Raw genomic sequence first — 20619 nt, 5'->3', positions numbered from 1 at the left:
AAGCGCCGTTTTCATTGCTGCGGATTCAGCGACTGGCCTGAAGGGCTCGGGCCATTTCCAGATGACTCTGCAGTTTTGGCAGGGTCTCGTCGGCAAACGCCTTGATCTCCGGCACGTCGGTGGTCTGAGCCTCCTGCTGGATCTGCTGAATGGCCTCTTCCGTAGCTTTGACCTGGCTGGCAGCGTAGGCCTGATCGAAGCTGGCGCCTTCTTTGACTTCGGGCATCAGCGCTTTGGCCTTGTCGGCAACTTCTTCGCGGGGCGCCACCGGCAGGTCCAGTTTCTTGGCGATTTTCGCCAGATGCTGGTTGGCGGTTGTGCGGTCGTTGATGACGACGATGGTGTAATCCTTGACCTCTTTGGACTCGGCCTTGCTGTGCGCCAGACGACTGGCCTCAATGTCGGCCATGCCTTTGGCCGAGGCCTCATTGATGAAGTCGGCGGGCGACTGGGCAAACGCGCTGCTGGCGAACAACCCCAGCAGGCTGACAAAACTGATGTGGCGTACTCGGGTGGCCATCCGGCTCATGGTCGCGCCCTCCTTCTTTGCAGATTCAAGCGGGAGCTTGCGCCCCCGCCTCTCAATCAAAACAACCTTCACCGACTACTTCGACTTTTGAGCAGGCTTGCGGCCCATCTCGGTTTTAGGCTCTTTGTCGACCGTCGTGGTGGTGGTTTTCCCACCTTTGCGACCGGCTTCAGACGCCTTGGTCTTATCGTTGGCGAAGTTTCCCGAGTTCGAGTTTCTTGAATTAGGCATGATTCTCTACCCCTTGGTATTTGATCGCGGCGAGCAGGTGCCCGCCTAGATTGAGAATTTCCTGACCGCCAAAGGTTTAGAAAAGTTGCCGTCGCCGCGACGAACGGTGAGCTGCCAGTCAGTGGTCCAGCGCCCGATGATTCAAACGTTTGGCGGCGTACATGGCCTGGTCGGCGTGACGAAACAGTTGCTGTTCCTCACGTCCGTGCTCGGGATACCGCGCCACACCGATGCTCGGTTCGATACTCAGGTTGTGCCCGTCCAAGCGCAGGGGTTGCACCAATACCTGTCGGATCTTTTCCGCCACGCTGTCGGCATCGTCGGCGGCGTGGACGCTGTGCAGCAGCACCACGAATTCGTCGCCGCCAATCCGCGCCACGGTGTCGGTCTCGCGCACGCAGCCCTTGAGCCGGTTGGCCACCGCCTGTAACAGCATGTCGCCGACCGCATGGCCAAAGGTGTCGTTGACCTGTTTGAAGCGATCCAGATCGACGTACAGCAGCGCCATGTGCCCGGACTGTTCCCGTGCATGGTTCAGGGCAGCCTTGAGGCGTTCGCGCAGCAGCTCACGGTTGGGTAATTGGGTGAGTTGGTCGTATTGCGCCATGCGTCGCAGGCGGGCGTGCAGTTGCTGGCGTTCGATGGCGGTGGCGACCTGGGCACAGACGTATTGCAGCAGTTCCTTGTCGCGTTCGGTGTAGCGCTCGCCACCGGGCAAACTTTTGACGATCAGCGCGCCAATGGTGCGGTCTTTCGAACTCAGCGGCACACCGAGCCAGCACGGCGATTGCTGCCCGGCCACCAGCGCGGCGAACTCCGGCGGCGCGTGGGGGCAATCCGGGGTCAGGAGGATTGGCTGGCGGCTGCGGATCACCTCCGCACACAGACGCCCGGTGACTGTCCCGGGTTGTTCCGGCTGCAACTCGTCATCGTCAACGTGATAGGGGAAATTCAGCTGCGCGCAATGTTCGTCGTACAGCGCCACGGAGAAATTCAGCGCCGGCAGCCACTCGCCAATAATCATGTGGATGCGCTTGAACAGCGCCAGCAGATCCTCCGCCGCATGGGCCGCTTCGGAGATGGCGTACAGCGCCGCCTGGCGCGACTCGGCGAGTTTGCGCTCGGTGATGTCCCGGGCCACGGCGATGCGCAGTTGGTCGACCTCCGACCAGCGCGCCGACCACAGGATATGCACGACGCTGCCGTCCTTGCGCACATAACGGTTTTCAAAATTGTGCTTGGGTTCGCCGCCCATGATGTCGTTCGCGGCAGCCAGGGTGCGCTCACGGTCGGCCGGGTAGACGTAGTCGATCATCGACTGGCCGATCAGCTCGTCAGGCGTGTAGCCGAGAATCCGCTCGCAGGCTGCGCTGACAAAAACGAAACGGCCCTGCTTGTCCACGGCACAGACGGCGTCCAGCAACAGATCGATGTAACTCGCCAACGGCGCGGAATTTCGGCTTTCCATGGTTCAGAAAAGGTGTCCGGACAATGCAGCGCTGTTCAACCATCCGTGACCTCGAACTCGCATCCCAGCGAATGTTTTCAAGCCTTGTTCGGCATCAACCCTGGCAGCGCATGCACCAGCGCGTTGATGGCAAAACCGATGAACATGATCCCGCACAACCGGGTGATCGCCAGTTCATGACGCTGGTACAACGTACGCACCTGCCGCGCCCCGACGATGCCAATGAGGATAGCGTAGGCGAGCAATCCGCCGAGGAAGCTCAAGGCGATCAGCATCGGCAGCATCGACCAGTTGAGCAGTTCGGCGCGGCTCGACAGCAGCGCGGTGAAGGTTGCCACCGCCACCGGGTAGGCCTTGGGGTTGGTCAGGCCGAACAGGATGCCGTGCCAGAACGGCTGACGCGCCGCGCCCTGCGGTTGATCGCCGTTGCTGCGCTTGGCCCGTACCGCACGCCAGCCGAGCCAGAACAGGTACAGGCCGCTGAGTACGCCGAGTACATCGAACGCGGTGCTGCCGATTTCCCGGGCGCCGACAATCGCGATCAGCGCGGTGCTGCACCAGATCACGTCGCCCAGCAGATGCCCGCACAAGAACCCCGCCCCAGCCCGCCGCCCACGTGCGGCGCCGATGCCGAATACCGCCAGCACACCCGGCCCCGGCGTGATGCCGTAAATGAAACCCGAAGCCAGCACGGCCATTAGCAACGATGGAGTCATGGAAAACCTGCAAGTCCCGGAAAACGTGGCCGCCAGTCTATATCAGCGATTAACGGATGATCACGGCTCGTTGAAAAAACCCATGCCCGCATAGGGCTTTTGCCGACACGCGGCCAGTCGCGAGGCCAGATCGCCGACGTGGGCTTCGAGCTTGTGCCCGTCCGGGTCGAGGAAGTAGAACGACGCGCCTTCGCTACGGTTGTCGCGCCATTCCTGCACGTTGGCGGCGCGAAGCTGCTGTACGAACAGCGGGAAATCCGCAGTGCCAATGCTGAAAGCGTAGTGGGTGTAGTCGGCGGCGGGTTCGGGATGGCGCTTCGGATCGAGGGACAGGCACAACCACAGGCCCGGGAGCGACAGGTAGGCACCGGCGTCCCACGTGGCTTCGACCCGCAGGTGCAACACGTCGCGGTAGAACGCGAGGCTGCGGTCCAGGTCGGTGACGGCGAGGGTCAGGTGGTTGAGGCCGGTGAGCATCGGTCAGTAACCTCGGAGGTCTTCGGGGATGGAGTATTGCTTGCCGTCGTAGGTCAGGGTGATTTGGGTTTTCTTCAGGTCAGTGGTTTTGGAAACGCACTCTTTGCCTGACCGAGTCGAGGTGTACACCACACCACTTGAAGAAACGATCAGATCAGAGAAGCCATTATGGCTGGACGGGCCGATTTCCACGGTCCTGAGGATTTTCGTGTCCTTGGTTTCGCACTCACCGGTACCCTCGCCAAACTCCTTCCGAATGACCAGACCTTCCAGCACCGGTCGCAACTTGCTGCCTTCGCGCACATACAACGCCAGATCGGTTTTCGCGTAGGGGTTGGCGCTTGAGAGATGGTCGGCAAAATCCGAACGCAGACCGAAGGCGCGAACGTCCGACGCCAGACGGTATCGAGCGGTATCGATCTTCAAGTCATCGAAGCTGATCGCGTCGGAGTTGTAGGCTCCAGGCTTGACGTAAGTCGCCAACGGCTTGGCATTGGCGGCGTTGAGCAGCGACAACTCCAGATCGAACACGCCGTCGTGGTCACCTTCGGAGTCTGAAACGAATGTGGATTTTGCCGAGATCGCCTTGTCCGGAAAGGCGGGCCACACTTTGCAGCATGACAGGGAGTGACCGTCGAATTTTTTTACCTGACAGGCAGCGTGGGCCTGAGTGGTGATGGCCAAAAAACCGAGGGCGATAAGAAGTCGGGTTGGGGTGAGCATTGTTCTTCCTTGAATTAAGTCGCGTTGGCTCTGTATCACTCGATGGCTTTGAAACCTTTAGGCAGAACGTAGGATTTTCCGTCGTAGCGAAGGGTTGTCAGTTCAGGGCTGCTGACACTGGTCTTTTCTTCACAAGTGTCGCCTTGGACGACATTGGTCGTCCCTGTCGTCTTGGTTTTGATGATCAGATCGGCATAACCATGGGAGCTGGTCTTGGCGATTTCTACCGTTCTGGTCGTCTCATATCGCTCGCCGGCGCAATCACCGTCCCATTCACCGCCGTACTCATAAACCACTAATTGACTGAGCACGGGACGTAATTTATCGCCCTCTCTCACATAAAGAGAGAGGTGCGTTTCCTCAAGCGGGTTGAGGCGAGAGGCATTGGTGAATTGCACGCGAACGCCAAAGGCCCGTGCCTCGGGGGTGAGTTTGTAGCGTGCGGTATCGAGCGAGATATCTCGCAATGCCACCCCACCCGAGAAGAAAGTGGAGGCCTGGTGATAAGTGGCAACCGGTTTCGTTTGGTCGCTTTTCAAGACCGATAAATTGAAATCATAGGTGCCGCTCGTGTCGGTACTCTCCGGCACGGAGCTCCGCTCAAATTTCGCATTCGCGCTGATGATCAACCCCGGATACGCCGGCCACTCCTTGCACACGGAGAAATCCAGATCACCCGCCACCGGCTCAGGCACACAATCAGCCAACACCTGCCCCGCCATCAGCGCCCCACAAAGCGCCAGCCCCACAACAACCCCAGACTTCACTGTCACGCCCCGCTCCTTGATGTTTTTCAGCCGCGCACTATCCCCTGCTCAATCCGGCGATTCAACCAGTTCAACGCCTGATCCCCACCCCGCCGCTTGTGCCACGCCGACACAAAGGTGAACGGTGCAATTTCAAACGGTGGCGGTACGACGATCAGCGATTGGTCATCCACCTCATTCAACGCCCGCGAAGCGACGGTCAGGATCAGGTCCGTGCCGCTGATGAAACGTGGCGCAGCGCTCCAGTGCGGCAGGCTGATGGCGACGCGGCGGCGTTCGCGCAGGGCAGTCAGGGTGCGTTCGATTTCCGGGGTGCCGCTGCCGCGCATTTCCAGCAAGACATGGGGACGGGAGAGATAGGTTGGCAGGTCGAGCTGGCCGTCGGCCGGCAAACTGTGGCGATCCAGCAAACACACGTAGCGTTCCTCGAACAGCGGCGTGCTGCGCAGTTCACCGGGCAATTCGGGGAGTACGCCGGCGGCTAGGTCGATGTCGCCGTTGAGCAGGCCTTCGACCATGCCTTCGCGGCTGGCATGGCTGATTTGCAGGTCGATGCCCGGTGCTTCCGCGCGCAAGGTGCGAATCAGCCCGGGCAGGATGATCGCCGCGCCGTAGTCCGACATCGCGAGGCGAAAGGTCCGACGGGCGCTGGCCGGATCGAAGGTGTTCGGCGCCAGCAGCGATTGCACCTGGGCCAGGGTTTCCGCCAGCGGCGCCGCCAGCTCCAGCGCCCGCGCGGTGGGCACCAGCCCCGAACCGGCACGCACCAACAATGGATCACCGAGCAAGTCGCGCAGACGCGCCAACGCGTGGCTGACCGCCGGTTGGCTCAGGTGCAGGCGTTCGGCGGCGCGGGTCACGTGTTGCTCGCCGAGCAAGGCGTCGAGGATCACCAGCAGATTGAGGTCGATGCGGCGCAGATCATTCATTCGATGCATGTTCCGAATACCAAAACAGAATTTAAATCTGCGCGACGAATACCCTAGAGTCCAGCAAAACCTTGCCGGAGAACGATCATGGGAACGATGCAGTGGGTCGGTTTGCTGCTATTGGCGGTATTTGCCGGGGCGGTGGTGCCGTTTCAAAGTGCGATCAATATCAATCTGGCGCGGGGGTTGGGGCATCCGCTGTGGGCGACGTTCACCTCGCTGGTGGTGAGCGTGCTGGTGTTGTTGCCGGTGATTGTCGCCCTGCGCCTGCCGTTACCGTCGCTGGCCCTCGCCAGCAAGCTGCCATTGTGGATGTGGACCGGCGGGGCGTTCGGGGTGTGCTTCGTGGCCTTGGCGGTGGTGTTGCTGCCGAAGCTGGGGGCTTCGGGATTTCTGGCGCTGGCCCTGGCCGGGCAAATGATCACGTCAATCGTGCTGGATCACTTCGGCCTGTTCGGGCTGGTGGAGAAGCACCTGACATTGCCGCGCCTGTTCGGCGCAGTCTTGTTGATGGCGGGAGTGGCGTTGATCCAGTTCTCCCCGACACTGGAAAAGAGCGCCACAGCCGTTGGATAAGGGTTCAAGCGTAGGCTCTCCAGCACCGGACTTGTCGGGCATTTCATCGCCTCACAGCCGGGCAAGGCTTCGCCCTACAAGCAAATCTCCAACAGCCGTCAATGCTATCGGACGCAGCCGATTCTGACCCTGCATAGCTCTCTGTAAAGTCTGGCAACACACACAATTTGCAACACCCCATGGATTGCCCTGCTCAAGGAGAGCTGCCTATGAATCACCTGTCGGAATCCGCCAACACTTTCTCCAATTACCGCAAGGTCATCGCTTTGGCAGACCACGATTGGGAGGCTGCGGAAGCTGGAAAAATCGCCGCCCTCAACGTCGAGGTCAAAGGCTGTAATCACTTGCTCGATCAGCACGGGCGCCAGTTCCATCATTTCTGCACCACCTCCTATCTGGGCCTCGATCACCACCCCGCGCTGCTTGAGGGGGCCATCACGGCGCTGCGTGAAACCGGTACGTTGCGCGTTGCCAACTCGAAAAACCGCTGCAAACTGGCGCTGCTCGAGCAATACGAAAGCGAGTTGTCGCAATTGTTTGGCGCGGTGTGTCTGACGACTCTGTCCTGCAGCGCCGCGAGCGCCGGTATCCTGCCGCTGCTGGCCAGTGGCGTGTTCACCCAGAACCGCCCGCCGGTGATGGTGTTTGATCGCCTGGCCCATTACTCGATGAATCACCTGAAGGCCAGTTGCGCCGACGAGACCCAGGTATTGACCTGCCCCCACAACGACATGGATTTTCTCGAATCGGTGTGCCAGCGCCATTCCACCGTCGCCTATGTCGCCGACGGTGCCTACAGCATGGGTGGCGTTGCCAATCTGGACGGTCTGTTGTATCTGAAGGAGCGTTACGGCCTGTTTCTTTATCTCGATGACTCCCACGCGTTGTCGGCAGTCGGCAGCAACGGCGCAGGTCTTGTTCGACCAAGAATGCCGGCGCTGGAGGAGGACTGCCTGATCGTCGCTTCGCTGGCCAAATCGTTCGGGGCAAGCGGCGGTCTGGTGATGCTCGGGAATGAACGGCAGAGGAAGTTGATCCAGCGTTACGGCGGGCCGAGCAACTGGTCGCAAAGTCTCAATTGCGCGGCCATCGGTGCGGGCCTGGCGTCGATCCAGGTGCATCGCAGCGCGGAACTGAGGGCGCTGCAGGTTCGGCTCCAGGCCAACATCCACCTGTTCGACAGCCTCTTGAGCACCGAGCAGCACGGCAGCTCCATGGCCATCCGTTTGATCAACTGCGGCGAGGCCGCCCTGGCCACGCAAATCGCCGTTGAACTGGCCGAACACGGCTTTTTCACCAGTGCGGTGTTTTTCCCGGTGGTAGCCCAGGGCAAAGCCGCGATCCGCGTGACCCTGCGCGCCGACATGGAATCGACCCTGATCCACCGCTTTTGTGATTTGATCACCGGTCTGTTAATGACGCGCGGTCACCCTCGCAACCGCTGAACCTTTACGGACGACTCATGAACCCCAGCCTCATCCTGCTCATCACTTGCTCCACCGTGTTCCTCGCCCAGTTGGGCATGAGCATTTATCTGCCGGCGCTGCCACAGATCGCCGGGCATTTGCGGGTCGATGCATCGCAAGTGGCCTGGGGTTTGTCGCTGTACCTGATCGGCATGGCGCTGCCGATGCTGCTGTGGGGCAGCCTGGCCCAGCGCATCGGCCGCAAACCGGTGCTGCTGGCGGCATTGGGAATTTATGGCGTGGCGAATCTGGCACTGCCGCTGGGTGCGACGCTGGAGTCGTTCCTGCTGCTGCGACTGCTTCAGGGGATCGGCGCCAGCGGCATTTCGGTGATGGCGCGGGTGCTGATTCGTGACAGCTTTCGGGGGGATCTGCTGGCGAAGGCGTTGTCGTGGATTTCGATTTCATTCGTTGTCGCGCTCGGGATCGGGCAATACGCCGGTTCGCTCATTCAGGTGACGCTGGGCTGGCAGGCGATCTTTTATCTGCTGGGCGCGGTCAGTCTGTTGATGGCCGCGATAGTCTCGCGTCTGAATTTTCCGCAACTCGTCGAAGCGCCCACAACCGCTTCGCCCTGGGCGGTCTACCGGACGATTCTGGTCCATCGGGCGTTTCTTCTGCCAGCGCTCGCGGGCGGCCTGGGCTATGGCGTGATCATCGCGTTCAACAGCGCTGCGCCGTTGATTCTGCAAGGCCCGTTCAACTGGTCGGCGACTGAATATGGGTTGCTGGGCTGGCCGATCAGCGCCGCATATTTTCTGGGGGCGCTGGCGGTCAATCGCTTTGTACTGCGTATCGGTCAGCACCGGTTGATGACACTGGGGGTCGCGTTGGTGATGGCCGGCACTGGCGTGATGCTGGCTGGCAGTCTGTTGGCCAGCTCGATGGCCTGGCTGCTTTGGCTGCCTTATTGCGTTGCCGTGTTCGGCCAGTCGCTGAACTATCCGATCAGCCTGTCACGGGCCAACGATGGCGCGCCGATTGCCGGCGCCTACGCGATGGCCCTGAGCGGGTTCATCCACCAATTGATGGCGGCGCTGATCGGCGCCGTGGCGAGCCTGTTCGCCAGTCCGCAAGCGTGGCCGCTGTCGTTGCTGTGCTGCATTCTGGCGATGGGCGCGCTGCTCTGTACGAGAGGCACGCCCGTTCGCCTGCCCGCTTAAAACGCGTTGCGGAAAATCTCCTCGATCTGTCGTTGATCCGCTGCGCGCGGATTGGTGAAGCCGCAGGCGTCTTTCAGGGCGTTGGCGGCGAGCACCGGGATGTCGGTGCATTTGGCGCCCAGATCACGCAGGCCACCGGGAATCTCCACGTCCCTGGCCAGGCAACGAATCGCATCGATCGCGGCTTTTGCGCCCTCCTCCGGGCTGAAACCACGAATGTCGGCGCCCATGGCGTGGGCCACGTCGGTCAGACGATCGGCGCAGACCTGCGCGTTGAATGTCTGCACATGCGGCAGCAATACCGCGTTGCACACCCCGTGAGGCAGATCATAGAAACCGCCCAACTGGTGCGCCATCGCATGCACGTAGCCGAGGGACGCATTGTTGAATGCCATGCCCGCGAGGAACTGCGCGTAGGCCATGTTTTCCCGCGCGGCCAGGTCGCTGCCGTCGCGAACGGCCAGGCGCAGGTTGTTGCTGATCAGGGTCATTGCCTTCAGCGCGCAGGCGTCGGTGATCGGGTTGGCAGCGGTGGAGACGTAGGCTTCGATCGCGTGGGTCAGCGCGTCCATGCCGGTGGCGGCGGTCAGGCTTTTCGGCATGGCGACCATCAGCGCCGGATCGTTCACCGACAGCAGCGGCGTGACGTTGCGGTCGACGATGGCCATTTTCACGTGGCGGGTTTCGTCGGTGATGATGCAGAACCGGGTCATCTCGCTGGCGGTACCGGCGGTGGTGTTGATGGCGATCAGCGGCAGTTGCGGCTTGGTCGATTGATCGACGCCTTCGTAGTCGCGGATCTGCCCGCCGTTGGTGGCACACAATGCAATGCCCTTGGCGCAGTCGTGGGGCGAACCGCCGCCCAACGACACCACGAAGTCGCAGCGACTGTCCTTGAGCAGCGCCAGCCCCGCCTCGACGTTGGCGATGCTCGGGTTGGGTTTGGCGCCGTCGAAGATCACCGAATCGATGTCCTGCATCGCCAGTTTCTCGGCAATCATCGTCGACACCCCGGCCTTGGCCAGCCCGGCATCGGTGACGATCAGCGCCTTGCGAAAACCGTAGTTGCGGATCGCGTTCATGGCGTCGTCAAGGCAGCCGCTGCCCATGATGTTTACGGCGGGAATGAAAAAGGTGCTGCTCATGGCGCGTCTCCTGACTGGAGCCGAATCGACTCGTGCAATTCGGCGGATGCACACAGGATCGACCGATCGGTCACGGCGGATGTTGATCTGGCTCAATGCCCGCTCGTGATAAAGTCGCCGTCCATCTGCCCCTTTGTTTTGAGACGTGCCCTGCAATGAGCGATTTTCTGGATGTCGACGCCACCCTCGAAGACTGGAACGCGTTGCGCGCCACCACCGATTTCAGCGGCCTGCTGCTGGGCAACGGAGCCAGTCGCGCGGTGTGGGACGATTTCGGCTACGACTCGCTGTTCGAAAACGCCCGCACGGTGGAAGAAAAGCCCCTGAGCCCGTCGGAACTGAGCGTGTTCGACGCCATGCAGACGCGCAGCTTCGAGCAGGTGCTCGGCGCGCTGAAAACCACCAGTCGGGTCAACAAGGCGCTGGCCGTCAGTTCGGCCGCACCGCGCAACCGCTACTACGCGATCAAGGAAGCGCTGATCAACACGGTGCACGCGGTGCACATCCCGTGGCGGCTCATCGAAGCCTCGACCCTGACGACCCTGAACAGCGAACTGGCGCGTTATCGCACGGTGTTCACCACCAATTACGATTTGCTCAATTACTGGGCCCTGCAACATCAGGGCGAGGCGATCGACGACCTGTTCAACGGCCCCGATGCGAGTTTCGATCTGTGCGACAGCAACACTGAAAAACCGCGTCTGCTGTACCTGCACGGCGGCCTGCATCTGGTGCGCAATCAGGACGGCACTGCGCGCAAACTGACAGCGACCGAGGGCACGCTGCTCGGCAGTTTCGCGATCAACAACACGATCAAGACGCTGGACGACGTGCCGCTGTTCGTCAACGAAGGGCCGAGCGCGGACAAGCTCAAAACCATCCGCAGTTCCGATTACCTGTCGTTCTGCTACAACCAGTTACTCGGTCACGGCGACAATCTGTGCATCTTCGGCCACGCCCTCGGCGAGCAGGACAGCCACCTCGTGCGCGCTCTGCGCCTGGCGAAACCGAAGACCGTGGCGATCTCGATCTACCCGCGCAGCGCGGCGTTCATCCAGCATCAGAAGCGTCACTACGCCAAGGTGTTCGAGGGCACGGGCGTCGAGTTGCGGTTTTTTGATTCCAAGAGCCATGCGTTGGGCAATCCGAAGCTGTCGGTGCCGGTCGAGATCTGATCACTCCTCGCTGCTGTGCACCACCACCAGCAACTGCGCCTGCACCTCGCCCACTGAGCGGATGCGGTGGGGTTTCTGCGCATTGAAGTGCAGCGCATCGCCCCGCTCCAGCAGCACCCGTTCGTTCACGAAGTCCACTTCGACCTGGCCTTCGTGGACGAACAGAAATTCCTCGCCCAAGTGTTCCTTGAAAGTCTTGTCGGTGAATTCGCTCGGCGGATAAATGATGAACGGCAACAGGCTGCGCTCGCTGACCTGATGGGCCAGCACCGCATAACCGGGGCTGTGGTCGTTGGCCGCCAGCGACTGGCGCTCATGGCTGCGCACCAGGCTGTAGCTGTCGAGGCTGACGTTGTCTTCGGAGAACAGCTCCTCGACTTTCACGTTCAGCGCCTTCGCCAGTTTCAGCGCAGCGGCAATCGACGGCGTGTTCAACCCGCGCTCGACCTTCGACAGGTAACTCTTGGTCATGCCGGATTTCTCGGCCAGCGCCTCAAGGGTTACGCCAAGTTTTTTTCTCAATAATTTCAAACGGATAGACATGCGAAGCGATTAATCCAGCAAAGGAAAGACGTTTTGTCCTTGCCAATGACACAAAGTGTCATATAGCCTCTTAAGTGTCATCCATGGCAATCACCACAGGACACGGATATGGCGAAGACATTAGCACTACCCAAAGACGAACTGGTCAAGCAAGCGCTGACCCAGATGCAAAAAACCCTGGCGGATAATACGTGGACAGACCGGCAAAAGCTGGCCCTGACCTGCCGGATCCTGTTCGAAAACGGCCACGATTCGGGCCTCGCCGGGCAGATCACCGCCCGTGGCCCGCAGCCGGGCACTTACTACACTCAGCAACTGGGCCTGGGTTTCGATGAAATCACCGCGAGCAATCTGCTGCTGGTCAACGAAGACCTCGAAGTACTCGAAGGCCACGGCATGGCCAACCCGGCCAACCGTTTCCACAGCTGGGTGTACCGCGCCCGACCGGACGTGAACTGCATCATCCACACCCACCCGACACACATTGCCGCGCTGTCGATGCTGGAAGTGCCGCTGCAGATTTCCCACATGGACCTGTGCCCGCTGTACGACGATTGCGCGTTCCTTGAAGGCTGGCCGGGTGTGCCGGTGGGTAACGAAGAAGGCGAACTGATTGCCGGCGCGTTGGGCGACAAACGGGCGATCCTGCTTTCCCACCACGGGCAACTGTCGACCGGCACGACCATCGAGGAAGCCTGTGTCATCGCGCAACTGATCGAACGCGCCGCCAAACTGCAACTGCTGGCAATGGCCGCCGGGACGATCAAACCGATCATTCCCGAGCTCGGCCGCGAGGCCCATGACTGGGTGTCGAAACCCAAACGCCACGCCGCGGCCTTCAACTACTACGCCCGGCAGAACCTGCGGCAGCACGCCGATTGCCTGAACTGAACACCTCATCCTTGCGGAGCACTCTCATGTCCAACATTCACGGCATCATCGGCTACACCATCACCCCGTTCGGCGCCAATGGCGAAGGCGTCGACCTGCCGGCCCTCGGCCGCTCCATCGACCGTCTGATCGCCGGCGGCGTTCACGCCATCGCGCCACTGGGCAGCACCGGCGAAGGCGCCTACCTGAGCGATGCGGAGTGGGACCAGGTCGCCGAATTCAGCATCAAGCACGTCGCCAAACGCGTGCCGACCGTGGTCAGCGTGTCCGACCTGACCACCGCCAAAGCGGTACGGCGCGCACGCTTTGCCGAAGCCCATGGCGCCGACGTGGTGATGGTGCTGCCGACGTCCTACTGGAAGCTCACCGAAGCGGAAATCCTCGCCCACTACCGCGCCATCGGCGACAGCATCGGCGTGCCGATCATGCTCTACAACAACCCGGCCACCAGCGGCACCGACATGTCGGTGGAGCTGATCCTGCGTATCGTCAACGGCGTGGAAAACGTGACCATGGTCAAGGAGAGCACCGGCGACATCCAGCGCATGCACAAGCTGCAACTGCTGGGCGAAGGCCGGGTGCCGTTCTACAACGGCTGCAACCCGCTGGCGCTGGAAGCCTTCGCTGCCGGGGCCAAGGGCTGGTGCACGGCGGCGCCGAACCTGATTGCGCAACTCAATCTGGATTTGTACGAAGCCACACTGGCAGGGGATCTCGGCAAGGCGCGGGAGCTGTTCTACCGCCAGTTGCCGCTGCTGGACTTCATCCTCAAGGGCGGCTTGCCGGCGACGATCAAGGCCGGTCTGCGCCTGACCGATCTGGAAGTCGGCGATCCGCGTTTGCCGGTGTTCCCGCTGGCTGAGGCCGGGCGTACGCAATTGCAGGCCTTGCTGAACACCTTGCGTTGAACGAAAAAAATCCCGCCCGGTTTACGCCGGGCGGGATTTTTTGTGGCCGTCGATCAGAGGCTGGCGGCGCGTTTCATGGCTTCGCGGTGGAACGGCTGATCCTTGAGAATCTGCGCGATGAACGTGTCGCTGATCAAGCGCATGTGTTCGAACTGACCGCCCGAGGCATTGAATGCGCCGCGCCAGGATTCGGTGTGATTCTTCACGGTGTACACGCCCAGTATCTGCTTGCCATGGCTGAGGCTGAACACCACCGTGCTGTCGAAACTCACCGGCACCGGCACCAGAAACAGAGTGAAGGCGCTCAGAAGCATCTGCGGCTGAATCCCGCCGACATCGCTGTTGGCAATCACCAAAACGTTGTAGCCGTCTTCGCTGCGGCCGGCCTTCACTTCTTCAAAGGTGCCACGCCGACGCAATTCGTCACGCAGCATCCAGCTCGGCATGCCGATCACACTGACGTTGATGGCCGGCAATTGCTGGCTGCTGTAATCGACGTCCGGCGCCTTCAGCGAATGGGTGGCCTGGCAGCCACCGAGCAGCAGAAGCAAGCCCAGAAGCAGACGTTTGATGAGCATTAGAATTTCCCCGAGAGCATGGCTTTGTAGACGGAGGCGCTGGTGCCGTTCTCTTCACGAATAAACGGTGTGGCGGTGTACAGGTTCGGCATGTCCAGTCGTTGCAGGCCGGGTACTTGCGGATATCTGGCGCGGACCAGCGCGGCGTCGCGTTCGAGATGATCGCTGTGCAGAAACAGGCAGGTGCTGTCGCTGGGGGACACGCAGCCGGCACGGAAGTCACCGATGTAGTAAGCCTTGCCCGCTTCAAGCTGCATGCCGATGGTGAAGTCCTCACGGCTCCAGGACACCGACCTGCCGCGATCGAATCGCACGTTGTAGATCTCGTAGCGACCGGGTTTGAGCGGCATCACGAACAGCGTGCCGATGCCATGACCGGTCTCGCGCACGTCTCGTGCGGTACGGGCATAGAACTCGTTGTGCAGGCGCGCGCTGGCGAATTCGTCACTGCCACGCTTGCGGATCAGCAGCATCTGTTCCTGGGCCGCATAGGATGCTTTTGGCCAGATGCCGACCACGCCCACCAGATACGCGGTGCCGGAATCGGCACTCGGTGCGAGTTCATCATCGATTTGGGTCGGGGACAGGCTATAGCAGCCGCTCAAGCCGAGCAGCAGGGTCAGGACAGCGAAAAGGCGGATCATCAGTGGGAAAACTCTGGCGGCAGTTGTTCAAAAATTCCGCGAAAGAGTCATCTCGCGCCCCTTCCTTGGATTGGCGGCGGAGGATAAGCGAAATGATGGCACATAGCCATAATTCAGTCGCCAAAGATTTGGCGACTGAACGTCATGGGTGGTTCAAAGCACCGGCAGGGTTTTGTCCTTGATCACCTTGGACGGCCCGTTGGCCTTGACGCTGGCGATGCCCTTGTCACACGCCGCGTCCGATGAATAGGATTCGCTGCTGCCGATGATCTGGTGATTGGCCGCCTTGAGGTTGAAGTAGGGGTGACCGTCCTTCGTCGATTTTTTCTCGTAGCGTTCGTCCAGCGGGCTGTTGGCCTGCACCGAGGCGATGCCGTTTTCGGCGGCCGTGCGGCTGGTATACAGCTCGCTGGTCAGAATGGTTTCGGCGTTCGCCGCTTTCAGTACGAACCTGTACTGGCCGTTGCTGCTTTTGCTCAACTCATACCATCCGGACATGGTGTTTCTCCTTTTCGATGTGTCACAGGGTGATTCTGGTTCCAAGCAATCCGAGGAAACCGGCCAGCCATTTCGGGTGCGCCGGCCAGGCGGGCGCAGTGGCCAGGTTGCCCTGGACATGGCCGTCCGTGACCGGGATGTCGATGTAGGTGCCGCCGGCCAGGCGCACTTCCGGGGCGCAGGCCGGATAAGCACTGCACTCGCGACCTTCGAGAATCCCCGCCGCCGCCAGCAGTTGCGCGCCGTGACAGACGGCGGCAATCGGCTTGCCGGCCTTGTCGAAAGCACGCACCAGTTCGAGGACTTTTTCGTTCAGCCGCAGGTATTCCGGCGCACGCCCGCCGGGCACCAGCAAGGCGTCGTAATCCTTGGCATCAACCTTGGCGAAATCGAAATTGAGGGCAAACTGGTGACCGGGCTTTTCGCTGTAGGTCTGGTCGCCTTCAAAGTCATGAATCGCGGTGCGCACGGTCTTGCCGGCAGCTTTATCCGGGCACACTGCGTGGACGGTGTGACCGACCATTTGCAGGGCCTGGAACGGCACCATCACTTCGTAGTCTTCGACGTAATCGCCGACCAGCATCAGTATCTTTTTCGCGGCCATGGGCAGGGCTCCTCTGGTGAATGCGCAGGAATATTCACAGTAGCCCAAGGACCGCGATGGCGTTCGCAAACTGTATGGATAACTCTGCGCTCAGCTGTAACAGCCCGACTGCCGTGGTTTGTGGCTAGATGAAGACACCTTCCCGTTACCTTCGAATCGAGTTGCCCTCAATGTCTTCGCGCGAAAACACCGGCATGGCCCTCGGCCTGCTCGGCGTGGTGATTTTCAGCCTCACCCTGCCCTTCACCCGCATCGTGGTACAGGAACTGCACCCGCTGCTCAATGGCCTCGGCCGCGCGTTGTTCGCCGCGATTCCGGCAGCAGCGCTGTTGTTGTGGCGACGGGAAAAGTGGCCGACCTGGAAGCAAGTCAAAGGCCTGAGCCTGGTGATCGCCGGGGTGATCCTCGGTTTCCCGGTGCTGTCGGCGTGGGCCATGCAGACCCTGCCGGCCTCCCATGGCGCGCTGGTCAACGGTTTGCAGCCGCTGTGCGTGGCGCTTTATGCGGCGTGGTTGTCCCATGAACGTCCTTCAAAAGCCTTCTGGGCCTGCGCCGCACTGGGCAGTGCGCTGGTGCTGGGATACGCGCTGTACACCGGTGCCGGCAGCATTCAGGCCGGGGATTTGTTGATGTTGGGTGCGATCGCGGTAGGCGGTCTGGGTTATGCCGAAGGCGGGCGTCTGGCCCGGGAGATGGGCGGCTGGCAGGTGATCTGCTGGGCGCTGGTGCTGTCGACGCCGCTGCTGATCGGCCCGGTGCTGTACCTGGCGTTGCAGCATGAGGGCGCGGTATCGGCAAAAACCTGGTGGGCCTTCGGTTACGTCGCACTGTTTTCGCAATTTCTGGGGTTCTTCGCCTGGTACGCCGGGCTGGCCATGGGTGGCATTGCCCGGGTCAGTCAGATCCAGTTGTTGCAGATCTTCTTCACCATCGCGTTTTCCGCGTTGTTCTTCGGGGAACACGTGGAGCCGATCACCTGGCTGTTCGCCTGCGGGGTGATCGCGACAGTGATGCTCGGGCGCAAGACCGCGGTGCGCCCGGCTCAACCGGGCACATTACCGGCCGGGGTTCAGCTCAAGCCTTGAGCTTCAGCAGGCCGTCAGCGAGCAGCAGGGTTTCGAGGCAGTGCTCGCTGATCTGGTAGAACGCCTTCAACTCCTGAATCTTCACCAGCAACTGAGTCGGGTCCACCGGCTCGGCGCGCTTCACGGCGAGGATCATCTTGTTCTTGTTGGTGTGGTCCAGGGAGATGAACTCGAACACCTTGGTCTCGTAACCGCAGGCTTCAAGGAACAGCGCACGCAAGCTGTCGGTGACCATTTCCGCCTGCTGGCCCAGGTGCAGGCCGTATTGCAGCATCGGCTTGAGCAGCGCCGGGCTCTGGATCTGCAAGCGGATCTGTTTGTGGCAGCACGGCGAACACATGATGATCGAGGCGCCGGAGCGGATGCCGGTGTGGATCGCGTAGTCGGTGGCGATGTCGCAGGCATGCAGGGCGATCATCACGTCCAGCTCGCTCGGCGCCACGCTGCGCACATCACCGCATTTGAACACCAGCCCCGGGTGTTCCAGCTTCGCGGCGGCGGCGTTGCACAGGTTGACCATCTCTTCGCGCAGTTCGACACCAGTGACTTCGCCTTCGGCCTTCAGGGTGTTGCGCAAATAGTCATGAATGGCGAACGTCAGATACCCCTTGCCCGAACCGAAATCCGCCACCCGCACCGGTTTGTCCAGGGCCAGCGGCGACGAGGTCAGCGCGTGGCTGAAGACTTCGATGAACTTGTTGATCTGCTTCCACTTGCGCGACATCGCCGGGATCAGCTCGTGCTGGGCGTTGGTCACGCCCAGATCCTTGAGGAACGGTCGGTTCAGTTCGAGGAAGCGGTTTTTCTCGCGGTTGTGCTCGGCGGACGGCACTTCGCGCAATTGCTGGGGTTTGCTCATGAACAGCGAGCTCTTGCCCTTTTTGCTGTATTCGAGCTGGGCTTCGTCCGTCAGCGCCAGCAAATGCGCATTTTTGAACGCCGCCGGCAGCAGCCCGGCAATCGTCGCCACCGCTTCGTCCAGCGGCAGGTTCTTGGTGATGTCGCGAGTCTTGTAGCGATAAACGAACGACAGGCACGGCTGCGCCTTGACCGTCACCGGTTTGATGATGATCCGCTGCAGATCCGCTTCCTCGCCGACGTACTTGGCCAGCACCAGTTTGATGAAGCCGTTCTGTTCGAGGCTGGTTTGCAGTAGCTCGATGAACCGGGCGTGGTGATCGGGCGCCGGTTTGGCAGATGCGGAGGGAGCGGTAACGGACATGGGAAAAAGCGGCCTCGGACGGGCGGATCGGGAATGGGCGCTAGTTTAGGGGGGATGGGGGTTGGGGACACGCTCTTATTTACTGAACGGCTTTTAAAAGCGGCCCTCACCCTAGCCCTCTCCCAGAGGTAGAGGGGACCGACTGGGGGATATTGAGGAGATACGCCGACTTGAACGAATGGCTTTGAATCCATAATCGACTCGGTATTTCAGGTCGATGGATAGCGGCAGACAATTCGGTCGGCTCCCTCTCCCTCCGGGAGAGGGCTGGGGTGGGTAAAGACCGGGTACATCCTTTACGTTTGAGACCGGGGACATGGTTTACAGGTATCAATCATGGTCAGGAGGTGCTGACCATGCCCTGGAATCAAGAGTCCCCGATGGATCAACGAGTGAAATTAGTCAGTGACTGGCTCAGTGGCAGCTACACCAAGAGCCAATTGAGCCGGCGTTATGGGGTCAGCCGGCCAACCGTCGATAAATGGCTGGATCGGTATGCAGCGCTCGGTGTGGATGGCTTGAAAGAGCAATCCCGCAAGCCTTTGAACTGCCCTCATCAAACCCCGGATGAAATCATCGCCACATTGCTGGCCAAGAAAAACGAGCATCCGGATCGAGGTCCCAAACAGATCATTGATCGCCTGCGAAAGTCCGATCCACAGATCCCATGGCCGGCCGCAAGCACTGCTGGTGAGTGGTTGAAGAAGGCTGGCTTGGTCATTGCGCGGCGCCCTTATCCTTTGCGCCCGCGTGCTCCGACGCATTTACGCCCGGCCGATGAACCCAACCAGACCTGGTGTGCCGACTTCAAAGGGCAGTTCAGGATGCAGGACGGCAATTGGTGCTATCCGCTGACCATTACCGATCAGATGAGCCGCTATCTGCTGCTCTGCCGGGCGCTGCCCGGCACGCACAGCGAGCCGACGCGACAGGGATTCGAATGGGCTTTCCGGGAGTTTGGATTGCCGGACGTAATCCGCACAGATAACGGGGCGCCTTTCGCATCGACCGGTTTGGCGCGGCTGTCGAAGCTGTCCGTCTGGTTCATCAGGCATGGCATCCATATCGAGACAATCACACCAGGGCGTCCTGACCAGAACGGTCGACACGAACGGATGCACCGCACCCTCAAAGCAGCGGTACTGCGAACACCTGCGGAAAATCTCGTACGCCAGCAGCTGGCCTTTGAAGAGTTCGTTCAGGACTTCAACCATGATCGACCACACACCGCACTGGGCATGAAACCGCCGGCTTCCGTATACAGACCTTCGTTGCGCCCGTATCCGGGCTACTTGCCCGCGGTCGAATATGGCCCTGAGGTTGAGGTACGCAAGGTTCGCTCGAACGGCGAGTTCAAGTGGAAGGGGCAACGAATGTTTTTGGGCGAGGCGCTGATCGGCGAGGACATCGCGCTGAAGGAAGTGGCTGATGACGTGTGGGAGCTGTACCTTTGCAACTTCTGTTTAGGCAGGCTTGAGCGCGGTGCCAACCGCGTATCAAGCCTGTAAAAGGTGTAAACGATGTCCCCGGTCTAATGTGTAAAGGATGTACCGGTCTCTACAGTGAGGGCTGCGATCTCAAGACCTATAAAACTGCCGAGACTACCCCAACACCACCAAGCGATTGGGCAACTCATTCCTCACCTGCGTCACCGGCACATGCACCTTGAGCAACTCGCCGCACGCCTCGATACAGGTCACGAAGCCCTGCAACGTCTGCCCCTGCCTTACCTGCTCGGTAAACGCCGCAACAATCGAGTCCCAGCTCTTGTTATCCAGTTTTTTGGAAATTCCTTCGTCCACCAGAATCTCCACATACCGCTCCGCTTCGCAAACAAAAATCAGCATGCCGGTGCTGCCCACCGTGTGATGCAGGTTCTGTTCGAGAAACTGCCGCCGCGCCAGGTTCGAGGCGCGCCAGTGCCGGACGTGGCGCGGGATCAGATGAGTGGTGACCCTGGGCAGGCGAAACACCAGGCACAGAACTACAAAACTGACCCACTGCACCAGCAACAGGCTGTGCATGGTCAGCCAGCCGGTCAGGTAATGCACGATCCCCGGCACCACCAGCGCCAGCAGGCTGGCCCACAGCAGCGGGATGTACGCGTAGTCGTCGGCGCGGGCCGCGAGCACCGTCACCAGTTCGGCGTCGGTGTCGCGCTCGACCCGGGCGATGGCCTCGGCGACCTTGCGTTGTTCGTGTTCAGTCAGTAATGCCATGTACGGCAGACGACCAGGAAGTCATCGTTATTGTTAACTTTGAGCATTCCAAAGTAGCGGAG

Annotated in this window: 24 protein-coding genes; 8 read left to right on the top strand and 16 right to left on the bottom strand. The window is 60.7% G+C overall.

The window, feature by feature from the left end; translation table 11 throughout:
• Nucleotides 1–25 precede the first annotated feature (25 nt).
• The 8 genes from CAF76_RS07480 to CAF76_RS07445 form a co-directional block, all read right to left on the bottom strand.
• Nucleotides 26–529, bottom strand: a complete 504-nt coding sequence (locus tag CAF76_RS07480; protein WP_064594055.1) for a DUF4142 domain-containing protein — start codon at nt 527–529, stop codon at nt 26–28.
• A gap of 75 nt (nt 530–604) precedes the next feature.
• Nucleotides 605–760, bottom strand: coding sequence for a KGG domain-containing protein (locus tag CAF76_RS07475; RefSeq protein WP_074691067.1), 156 nt, complete (start codon nt 758–760; stop codon nt 605–607).
• A gap of 118 nt (nt 761–878) precedes the next feature.
• Nucleotides 879–2228 (bottom strand): bifunctional diguanylate cyclase/phosphodiesterase, encoded by a 1350-nt coding sequence (locus CAF76_RS07470; RefSeq protein WP_064594053.1) that lies wholly within the window; start codon nt 2226–2228, stop codon nt 879–881.
• A gap of 77 nt (nt 2229–2305) precedes the next feature.
• Entirely contained in the window at nt 2306–2944 is a 639-nt protein-coding gene (locus CAF76_RS07465; RefSeq protein WP_039772730.1) for a LysE family translocator, read from the bottom strand.
• Between the two features lie 60 nt (nt 2945–3004).
• Nucleotides 3005–3421 (bottom strand): fosfomycin resistance glutathione transferase, encoded by a 417-nt coding sequence (fos, locus tag CAF76_RS07460; protein WP_085648625.1) that lies wholly within the window; start codon nt 3419–3421, stop codon nt 3005–3007.
• A gap of 3 nt (nt 3422–3424) precedes the next feature.
• Nucleotides 3425–4144, bottom strand: a complete 720-nt coding sequence (locus CAF76_RS07455; RefSeq protein WP_085648626.1) for a hypothetical protein — start codon at nt 4142–4144, stop codon at nt 3425–3427.
• 35 nt (nt 4145–4179) lie between these two features.
• Nucleotides 4180–4917 (bottom strand): hypothetical protein, encoded by a 738-nt coding sequence (locus tag CAF76_RS07450; protein WP_085648627.1) that lies wholly within the window; start codon nt 4915–4917, stop codon nt 4180–4182.
• Between the two features lie 20 nt (nt 4918–4937).
• A complete protein-coding gene (locus tag CAF76_RS07445) occupies nt 4938–5849 on the bottom strand; it encodes a LysR family transcriptional regulator (protein WP_172829473.1) in 912 nt (303 codons plus the stop codon).
• 78 nt (nt 5850–5927) lie between these two features.
• On the opposite strand from CAF76_RS07445, the gene CAF76_RS07440 reads away from it, so the two are divergent.
• The 3 genes from CAF76_RS07440 to CAF76_RS07430 all read left to right on the top strand — a co-directional run bounded on the left by CAF76_RS07440 (nt 5928) and on the right by CAF76_RS07430 (nt 9045).
• On the top strand, nt 5928–6416 hold the full coding sequence (locus tag CAF76_RS07440; protein WP_085648628.1) for a DMT family transporter: 489 nt from the start codon (nt 5928–5930) through the stop codon (nt 6414–6416).
• A 209-nt stretch (nt 6417–6625) separates the two neighbouring features.
• Nucleotides 6626–7861, top strand: coding sequence for an aminotransferase class I/II-fold pyridoxal phosphate-dependent enzyme (locus CAF76_RS07435; RefSeq protein WP_085648629.1), 1236 nt, complete (start codon nt 6626–6628; stop codon nt 7859–7861).
• A 17-nt stretch (nt 7862–7878) separates the two neighbouring features.
• A complete protein-coding gene (locus CAF76_RS07430) occupies nt 7879–9045 on the top strand; it encodes an MFS transporter (RefSeq protein ID WP_085648630.1) in 1167 nt (388 codons plus the stop codon).
• Here the strand turns inward: CAF76_RS07430 and yiaY are convergent.
• Nucleotides 9042–10190, bottom strand: a complete 1149-nt coding sequence (gene yiaY, locus CAF76_RS07425) for an L-threonine dehydrogenase (protein WP_085648631.1) — start codon at nt 10188–10190, stop codon at nt 9042–9044. The genes CAF76_RS07430 and yiaY overlap by 4 nt on opposite strands.
• A gap of 155 nt (nt 10191–10345) precedes the next feature.
• Between yiaY and CAF76_RS07420 the strand changes: the two genes are divergently transcribed.
• Complete coding sequence (locus CAF76_RS07420) at nt 10346–11365, top strand: DUF4917 family protein (RefSeq protein ID WP_085648632.1); 1020 nt, start codon at nt 10346–10348, stop codon at nt 11363–11365.
• On the opposite strand, the gene CAF76_RS07415 is transcribed toward CAF76_RS07420, so the two are convergent.
• Nucleotides 11366–11908: a helix-turn-helix domain-containing protein gene (locus CAF76_RS07415; RefSeq protein ID WP_007957913.1), complete on the bottom strand. Its 543-nt coding sequence runs from the start codon at nt 11906–11908 to the stop codon at nt 11366–11368.
• 108 nt (nt 11909–12016) lie between these two features.
• On the opposite strand from CAF76_RS07415, the gene CAF76_RS07410 reads away from it, so the two are divergent.
• Nucleotides 12017–12799, top strand: a complete 783-nt coding sequence (locus CAF76_RS07410) for an aldolase (protein ID WP_064594034.1) — start codon at nt 12017–12019, stop codon at nt 12797–12799.
• Nucleotides 12800–12825: 26 nt separating this feature from the next.
• Nucleotides 12826–13707, top strand: coding sequence for a dihydrodipicolinate synthase family protein (locus CAF76_RS07405; RefSeq protein WP_085648633.1), 882 nt, complete (start codon nt 12826–12828; stop codon nt 13705–13707).
• Between the two features lie 53 nt (nt 13708–13760).
• On the opposite strand, the gene CAF76_RS07400 is transcribed toward CAF76_RS07405, so the two are convergent.
• The 4 genes from CAF76_RS07400 to CAF76_RS07385 all read right to left on the bottom strand — a co-directional run bounded on the left by CAF76_RS07400 (nt 13761) and on the right by CAF76_RS07385 (nt 16031).
• Nucleotides 13761–14285 (bottom strand): hypothetical protein, encoded by a 525-nt coding sequence (locus CAF76_RS07400; RefSeq protein ID WP_064383015.1) that lies wholly within the window; start codon nt 14283–14285, stop codon nt 13761–13763.
• Entirely contained in the window at nt 14285–14929 is a 645-nt protein-coding gene (locus CAF76_RS07395; RefSeq protein WP_085648634.1) for a hypothetical protein, read from the bottom strand. Before CAF76_RS07395 ends, CAF76_RS07400 begins: the two co-directional genes overlap by 1 nt.
• A 153-nt stretch (nt 14930–15082) precedes the next feature.
• A complete protein-coding gene (locus CAF76_RS07390) occupies nt 15083–15427 on the bottom strand; it encodes a YegP family protein (RefSeq protein WP_085648635.1) in 345 nt (114 codons plus the stop codon).
• A 22-nt stretch (nt 15428–15449) separates the two neighbouring features.
• Nucleotides 15450–16031 (bottom strand): DJ-1/PfpI family protein, encoded by a 582-nt coding sequence (locus CAF76_RS07385; RefSeq protein WP_064594029.1) that lies wholly within the window; start codon nt 16029–16031, stop codon nt 15450–15452.
• 170 nt (nt 16032–16201) lie between these two features.
• On the opposite strand from CAF76_RS07385, the gene CAF76_RS07380 reads away from it, so the two are divergent.
• The gene (locus CAF76_RS07380; RefSeq protein WP_085605452.1) at nt 16202–17116 is read left to right on the top strand and encodes a DMT family transporter; all 915 of its coding nucleotides are present in this window, start codon (nt 16202–16204) and stop codon (nt 17114–17116) included.
• On the opposite strand, the gene CAF76_RS07375 is transcribed toward CAF76_RS07380, so the two are convergent.
• Nucleotides 17106–18338 carry an SAM-dependent methyltransferase gene (locus tag CAF76_RS07375; RefSeq protein WP_085648636.1) on the bottom strand — a complete coding sequence of 411 codons (1233 nt, stop codon included), beginning with the start codon at nt 18336–18338 and terminating at the stop codon, nt 17106–17108. The genes CAF76_RS07380 and CAF76_RS07375 overlap by 11 nt on opposite strands.
• A 356-nt stretch (nt 18339–18694) precedes the next feature.
• Between CAF76_RS07375 and CAF76_RS07370 the strand changes: the two genes are divergently transcribed.
• Nucleotides 18695–19846 carry an integrase core domain-containing protein gene (locus CAF76_RS07370; protein WP_074690342.1) on the top strand — a complete coding sequence of 384 codons (1152 nt, stop codon included), beginning with the start codon at nt 18695–18697 and terminating at the stop codon, nt 19844–19846.
• A gap of 93 nt (nt 19847–19939) precedes the next feature.
• Here the strand turns inward: CAF76_RS07370 and CAF76_RS07365 are convergent, their stop codons facing one another.
• On the bottom strand, nt 19940–20557 hold the full coding sequence (locus tag CAF76_RS07365; protein WP_039772747.1) for a TPM domain-containing protein: 618 nt from the start codon (nt 20555–20557) through the stop codon (nt 19940–19942).
• Nucleotides 20558–20619 lie beyond the last annotated feature (62 nt).

Origin of the sequence: Pseudomonas sp. B40(2017) (genome assembly GCF_002112855.1) — a bacterium.
Taxonomy (GTDB): domain Bacteria; phylum Pseudomonadota; class Gammaproteobacteria; order Pseudomonadales; family Pseudomonadaceae; genus Aquipseudomonas; species Aquipseudomonas pharyngis.
The sequence above is the reverse complement of the archived record's forward strand: the minus strand, read 5'-3'. Positions and strand labels throughout refer to the sequence as shown.

Excerpts from the sequence above, each read along its gene's own strand:
- CAF76_RS07385 (WP_064594029.1), bottom strand. The coding sequence starts at position 16,031 with ATGGCCGCGAAAAAGATACTGATGCTGGTCGGCGATTACGTCGAAGAC.
- CAF76_RS07475 (WP_074691067.1), bottom strand. The coding sequence starts at position 760 with ATGCCTAATTCAAGAAACTCGAACTCGGGAAACTTCGCCAACGATAAG.
- CAF76_RS07415 (WP_007957913.1), bottom strand. The coding sequence starts at position 11,908 with ATGTCTATCCGTTTGAAATTATTGAGAAAAAAACTTGGCGTAACCCTT.
- CAF76_RS07405 (WP_085648633.1), top strand. The coding sequence starts at position 12,826 with ATGTCCAACATTCACGGCATCATCGGCTACACCATCACCCCGTTCGGC.
- CAF76_RS07390 (WP_085648635.1), bottom strand. The coding sequence starts at position 15,427 with ATGTCCGGATGGTATGAGTTGAGCAAAAGCAGCAACGGCCAGTACAGG.
- CAF76_RS07445 (WP_172829473.1), bottom strand. The coding sequence starts at position 5,849 with ATGCATCGAATGAATGATCTGCGCCGCATCGACCTCAATCTGCTGGTG.
- CAF76_RS07435 (WP_085648629.1), top strand. The coding sequence starts at position 6,626 with ATGAATCACCTGTCGGAATCCGCCAACACTTTCTCCAATTACCGCAAG.
- CAF76_RS07400 (WP_064383015.1), bottom strand. The coding sequence starts at position 14,285 with ATGCTCATCAAACGTCTGCTTCTGGGCTTGCTTCTGCTGCTCGGTGGC.
- CAF76_RS07470 (WP_064594053.1), bottom strand. The coding sequence starts at position 2,228 with ATGGAAAGCCGAAATTCCGCGCCGTTGGCGAGTTACATCGATCTGTTG.
- fos (WP_085648625.1), bottom strand. The coding sequence starts at position 3,421 with ATGCTCACCGGCCTCAACCACCTGACCCTCGCCGTCACCGACCTGGAC.
- CAF76_RS07410 (WP_064594034.1), top strand. The coding sequence starts at position 12,017 with ATGGCGAAGACATTAGCACTACCCAAAGACGAACTGGTCAAGCAAGCG.
- CAF76_RS07430 (WP_085648630.1), top strand. The coding sequence starts at position 7,879 with ATGAACCCCAGCCTCATCCTGCTCATCACTTGCTCCACCGTGTTCCTC.
- CAF76_RS07420 (WP_085648632.1), top strand. The coding sequence starts at position 10,346 with ATGAGCGATTTTCTGGATGTCGACGCCACCCTCGAAGACTGGAACGCG.
- CAF76_RS07480 (WP_064594055.1), bottom strand. The coding sequence starts at position 529 with ATGAGCCGGATGGCCACCCGAGTACGCCACATCAGTTTTGTCAGCCTG.
- CAF76_RS07465 (WP_039772730.1), bottom strand. The coding sequence starts at position 2,944 with ATGACTCCATCGTTGCTAATGGCCGTGCTGGCTTCGGGTTTCATTTAC.
- CAF76_RS07395 (WP_085648634.1), bottom strand. The coding sequence starts at position 14,929 with ATGATCCGCCTTTTCGCTGTCCTGACCCTGCTGCTCGGCTTGAGCGGC.
- yiaY (WP_085648631.1), bottom strand. The coding sequence starts at position 10,190 with ATGAGCAGCACCTTTTTCATTCCCGCCGTAAACATCATGGGCAGCGGC.
- CAF76_RS07440 (WP_085648628.1), top strand. The coding sequence starts at position 5,928 with ATGGGAACGATGCAGTGGGTCGGTTTGCTGCTATTGGCGGTATTTGCC.
- CAF76_RS07380 (WP_085605452.1), top strand. The coding sequence starts at position 16,202 with ATGTCTTCGCGCGAAAACACCGGCATGGCCCTCGGCCTGCTCGGCGTG.
- CAF76_RS07455 (WP_085648626.1), bottom strand. The coding sequence starts at position 4,144 with ATGCTCACCCCAACCCGACTTCTTATCGCCCTCGGTTTTTTGGCCATC.
- CAF76_RS07365 (WP_039772747.1), bottom strand. The coding sequence starts at position 20,557 with ATGGCATTACTGACTGAACACGAACAACGCAAGGTCGCCGAGGCCATC.
- CAF76_RS07370 (WP_074690342.1), top strand. The coding sequence starts at position 18,695 with ATGCCCTGGAATCAAGAGTCCCCGATGGATCAACGAGTGAAATTAGTC.
- CAF76_RS07375 (WP_085648636.1), bottom strand. The coding sequence starts at position 18,338 with ATGTCCGTTACCGCTCCCTCCGCATCTGCCAAACCGGCGCCCGATCAC.